This is a genomic window from Candidatus Electronema sp. JC (assembly GCF_048287365.2).
Taxonomy (GTDB): Bacteria; Desulfobacterota; Desulfobulbia; order Desulfobulbales; family Desulfobulbaceae; genus Electronema.
Genome location: NZ_JBLWEM020000071.1, coordinates 1 through 4,402 on the forward strand (window position 1 = coordinate 1; position 4,402 = coordinate 4,402).

Genomic DNA, 4,402 nt, shown 5'->3' on the forward strand with positions numbered 1-4,402 from the left:
TATTATGACTGAACAAGCAAAAAAGACTGCAATCATACGCGGCAAGGATGCCAACGGCCTGCGGCTGACATCCAAAGTTTTTGAAGAAGAAGTGCGCGGCGCGGCGGCTGACGCGGACGAGCTGCTGCTGGAATCCTTTGGTCAGCACAACATCGGCCTGCGGCTGGGCGGGCGCAAGGACAGGCCGCTGACGATCCGGGTCAAGGGGCCGGTCGGGCAGCGTGTTGGCTGCATGGGCTTGCCCGGCACCACGGTCATCTGCGAAGGCTCGGCCTCGGATGACGTGGGCTATCTCAACATCGGCGCGGATGTGATCGTCAAGGGCGACGCGACCAACGGCGTGTGCAGCGCAATGGCTGGTGGGCGAGTGATGATCGGCGGCTCCATCGGCGCGCGCGGTCTGACCATGACCAAGTGGAACCCTGACTACGAACGCCCGCAGATGTGGGTGCTCGGCTCTGTCGGCGACACCTTTGCCGAGTTCAACTGCGGCGGCATCGCGGTGGTTTGCGGCTATAACCCGAAGAACCCGGACAACGTGCTCGGCTACCGGCCCTGCGTCGGCATGGTCGGCGGCAAGGTCTATTTCCGGGGCACGATTGACGGCAGCTATGCCCGCAGCAACGCCAAGTTAGTGCCGCCGAGCGATGAGGAATGGCAGTGGCTGCTTGAGCGTCTGCCGGAATACCTCACCGCCATCGGCAGGCCGGAATTGCTCGACGAACTGAGCAAGCGCGAGGAATGGAACCTGCTCGCCGCTGTCCCGCCGCAGGAGCGCGCCCTGCTGGCCTCCGGCCCGATGCCGATGTCCGAATTTGCCAAGCGCGTGTGGAGCGCGGGCTTCGGCGGCGGCGACCCTTTGCGCGACTTGGCCCCGATGCTCGACCGCTCGGTGGTCGGCGTGATTGAGACCGGCGACCTGCGCAGGCGCAAGCCGTGGTGGGTCAACCGCGACTCCGCCGCGCCCTGCACCTACTACTGCCCGATGCACATCCCGACCATCGATCGGCTGCGGCTGATCCGCGAGGGCAGGAACGAGGAAGCCTACGAGATGCTGCTGCGCTACACGCCCTTCCCGGCCTCGGTCTGCGGCACCATCTGCCCGAACCTCTGCATCCAGAACTGCGCCCGCAAAAAGGTGGATTTCTCCATAGATGTGTCCATCCTCGGCCAGGCCGTTCACAACGTTGATCCGCCCAAGGGCAAGCCAGCCACTGGCCACAAAGTGGCGGTCATCGGCGGCGGCCCGGCAGGCATGGGAGTGGCTTGGCATCTCGCTTTGGCCGGCATTGAGGCCCACATTTTCGAGAAGGGCGATCAGCTCGGCGGCAAGCTGGCCCAGACCATTCCGTGGGAGCGGCTGTCCAAGGCGGTCTGGGAGATGGAGGTGCAGCGTTTCCTCAAGCAGGAGCTGATCACGGTCAATCTCGGCGTGAGCATGACGCAGGAGAAGATCGAGCAGCTCAAGGCCGAATACGATTACGTCATCATCGCGGTCGGCACGCATCAGCCCAAGATCATTCCCTTTACCGGCCACGAGCGGGTGATTCCGGCTCTTGATTACCTGAAGGCGGCCAAGAGCGAGCATCCCATGCCGACCGGCAAGCAGGTGGTGATCATCGGCGCGGGCAATGTCGGCTGCGACGTGGCGGCGGAGTGCTACCGGCTGGGCGCGACGCAGGTCACGCTGGTGGATATTCAGAAGCCGCTGGCCTTCGGCAAGGAGCGCGAGGCCGCCGAAGCTCTGGGCGCGGTCTTCAAATGGCCTGTGATGACGAAGGAAGTCACCGAGCAGGGCCTTGTCACCGACAAGGGCGAGCTGATTCCCGCCCAGACGGTGATCATCTCCATCGGCGACGTGCCGAGCCTGCCTTTCCTGCCGGAGAGCGTGAGCGTGATGAAGATCGCTGGCGGTTCCTGGATCAAGACTGATGAGGCGGGCCGCACCAGTGATGCCAAGATTCTTGCGGTCGGCGATGTCGAGCGGCCCGGTCTGGCCACCAACGCCCTTGGCGCGGCCAAGCGGACGGCGGAATATCTGATCGCGCAAATGGAGGGCAAAGCGTGGAAGCCCTTCGCCAAAAAGCTGATTCAGTACGAGGCGTTGACCATCGCCCACTACGATCCGGCAGAGGACAAAGGCAAGACCGAGGAGCAGCAGGCGGCCCGCTGCCTGAGCTGCGGCTCCTGCCGCGACTGCCATTTGTGCGAGACCATGTGCCCGACGCACGCCATTACCCGCGAGGAATTGCCTGCCGAGGAAGCTGCGGACGGCGTGGCCTACCGCTATGTCTCCGATGACAGCAAGTGCGTCGCCTGCGGCTTCTGTGCTGACACCTGCCCCTGCGGCATCTGGACCATGAGGCCGTTTTAGCGTAGCTGCCCGATAAATCGGGTGAAAAGGAAAAGGGTTCGGGCTGGCTGCCTGAACCCTTTTTGTGTTTGTTGCGCAGGCGCAAGTTTTTTCGTGCAGCTCAAAAATATTTCTTGACGCGATAAAGAAAAGTGGTAAGCTGTCAAAAAATGATTGGCAGATGCTTGTATTTTGAGAAACATTCTCATTTACAAAGTTGAACTTCACGGGAACAGGCGGGTTGGTCAGTGGAACGAATTGGTCAGCCCGGTTTTAATAAGAAGGTCTCATTGCAACGAACAGAGAGGCCATAGGAAGAAACTGACGAGTCATTTTCTTCCTATGAGGGGTGAGTTTTAAAAAATGGGTGGCTATAGAAAGAAACTGAGTGTCCAGTTTATTACTATGAGGCTCCATTATTAAAAACTGAGTGTCCAGTTTGTTTCACTGGGTGGTCATAGGAAGAAAATGGGCCGTCATAGTGACGAAATGACAGTTCATAGGAAAGAAAGAGGAGGCCATTATGCTGACAGTAAGCATCCCGAAGTTGTTGCAGGAAGCCCATGCAATCAAAGAGGCTCTTGAGCAAATGGGCGAGGGTGTTCCTGCGGGAATTTCAGCGGCGGAGATGGGGAACAGGATTGACGCGCTGGAAAATATCATCAGCGAGCTGGACAAAGTGAACGCCCAAAGGACGCAGCTGGTCAACAGCAAGGCAGATGTGGCGGAGCGTGCGAGCGACTACATCGTGCAGGTGCGGGCTGTGATCAAGGGGATCAAGGGTGCGGACTCCTCGGAATACGACATGGTTGGCGGCACAAGGGCCAGCGAGCGGAAGAAGCCGAAGAGGAAGGTGTGGAGTGCTGAGGAAGGGTGATTTTGGCAATTTGCCAGTAAGTTTATAGTCCCAGTACTTCGTCTCTGTGCAGACAGGGGCGGGTGTCAACCAATCGTTGTTGAATTATTACTTGTCAAGACCCGGATGATTACACTCCGGCTTTTTAAACAATTCAGGATGAGTTTTCCTCCACTTGCTGAGAGCCTCCATCGGCGTGACATGACCGAGGTTTCTTTGAGGAATATTGGAGTTGTAGATATGAAGATACAGGACCAGAGTCTCTTCAAGCTGCTGGGCAGAATCAAAGCGGGTCTGCTGAACAACTTCTTTGATTCTGCCGTTGAAGCGTTCAACCATCCCGTTTGTCTGCGGTTTTTTCGGCTTGATCAAGCGATGTTCAATGCCGTGCTCCGCGCATTCCTGATCGAATGCATGTTTTCCAGTCGGCTCCCTCTCGCCCGTCGGACAGAAGCGGTCAGTGAACTCTTTACCATTATCTGTGAGAATCCTTGAAATGACGAATGGAGCCTTGTCAATGAGATTTTTGAGAAAAGAGCGGGCTTCCTCCGCTGTCTTCGAGGCCCGCACTTCAAGATGCACCCATCGTGTCGCTCTGTCAACAGCAACGAACAGATATTTCCTGCTCTCCTCATCCGGCATCTGCGGAAGATATTTGATGTCGGCATGAATGAAGCCAGGTTCATAATCCTTGAATGTTTTCAGCTTTTTTTCCTGCCGCCCCTCATCAGGAATCATATCTTTCAGGTTTGAAACCCCGTGCCGTCTCAGGCAGCGGTCAAGGGCGGAGCGCGACATCTTCGGACATAAGAATTTTCGCACAACAACAAGGAGATCGTCAATTGGAAGCAGCAGCGATGTCCGCAATTCAACCACAACCGCCTCCTGAAACGGCGTTAGGCTCGTGTTCAAATTATGAGGCGTATGCGAATAATCCTCAACAGTCTCGCGGTATTTCCACTTGCGGACTGTGTCCCTGCTGATGCTGTATTTCGCGGCGAGTTTCCGTTCAGAGAGCGTTGACTGCTGAATTTCACGACGAATTGCAGGGGTTGTCCGCGCTCTTTTATGCAGAGTGATGTTCATGATGACAAACCGGGCTGTTTATGTTCTGATAAAATACCGCTGATCCGTTCCCAAGCTCTGAACAACGGCCAGCTCCTTTTTGGTATATTATCATACGGGGCCTGACA

The 4,402-nt window shown here is 57.0% G+C and carries 3 protein-coding genes; 2 read left to right on the plus strand and 1 reads right to left on the minus strand.

Annotated features, from left to right (window positions below):
- Positions 1-4 precede the first annotated feature (4 nt).
- Entirely contained in the window at positions 5-2,374 is a 2,370-nt protein-coding gene (locus ACNKH3_RS12740; RefSeq protein WP_420209500.1) for an FAD-dependent oxidoreductase, read from the plus strand.
- Positions 2,375-2,876: 502 nt separating this feature from the next.
- On the plus strand, positions 2,877-3,230 hold the full coding sequence (locus tag ACNKH3_RS12745; protein ID WP_420209498.1) for a hypothetical protein: 354 nt from the start codon (positions 2,877-2,879) through the stop codon (positions 3,228-3,230).
- A gap of 87 nt (positions 3,231-3,317) precedes the next feature.
- Here ACNKH3_RS12745 and ACNKH3_RS12750 read toward each other — a convergent pair whose 3' ends face one another.
- The gene (locus ACNKH3_RS12750) at positions 3,318-4,295 is read right to left on the minus strand and encodes an IS481 family transposase (protein ID WP_420209499.1); all 978 of its coding nucleotides are present in this window, start codon (positions 4,293-4,295) and stop codon (positions 3,318-3,320) included.
- Between the last annotated feature and the right edge of the window lie 107 nt (positions 4,296-4,402).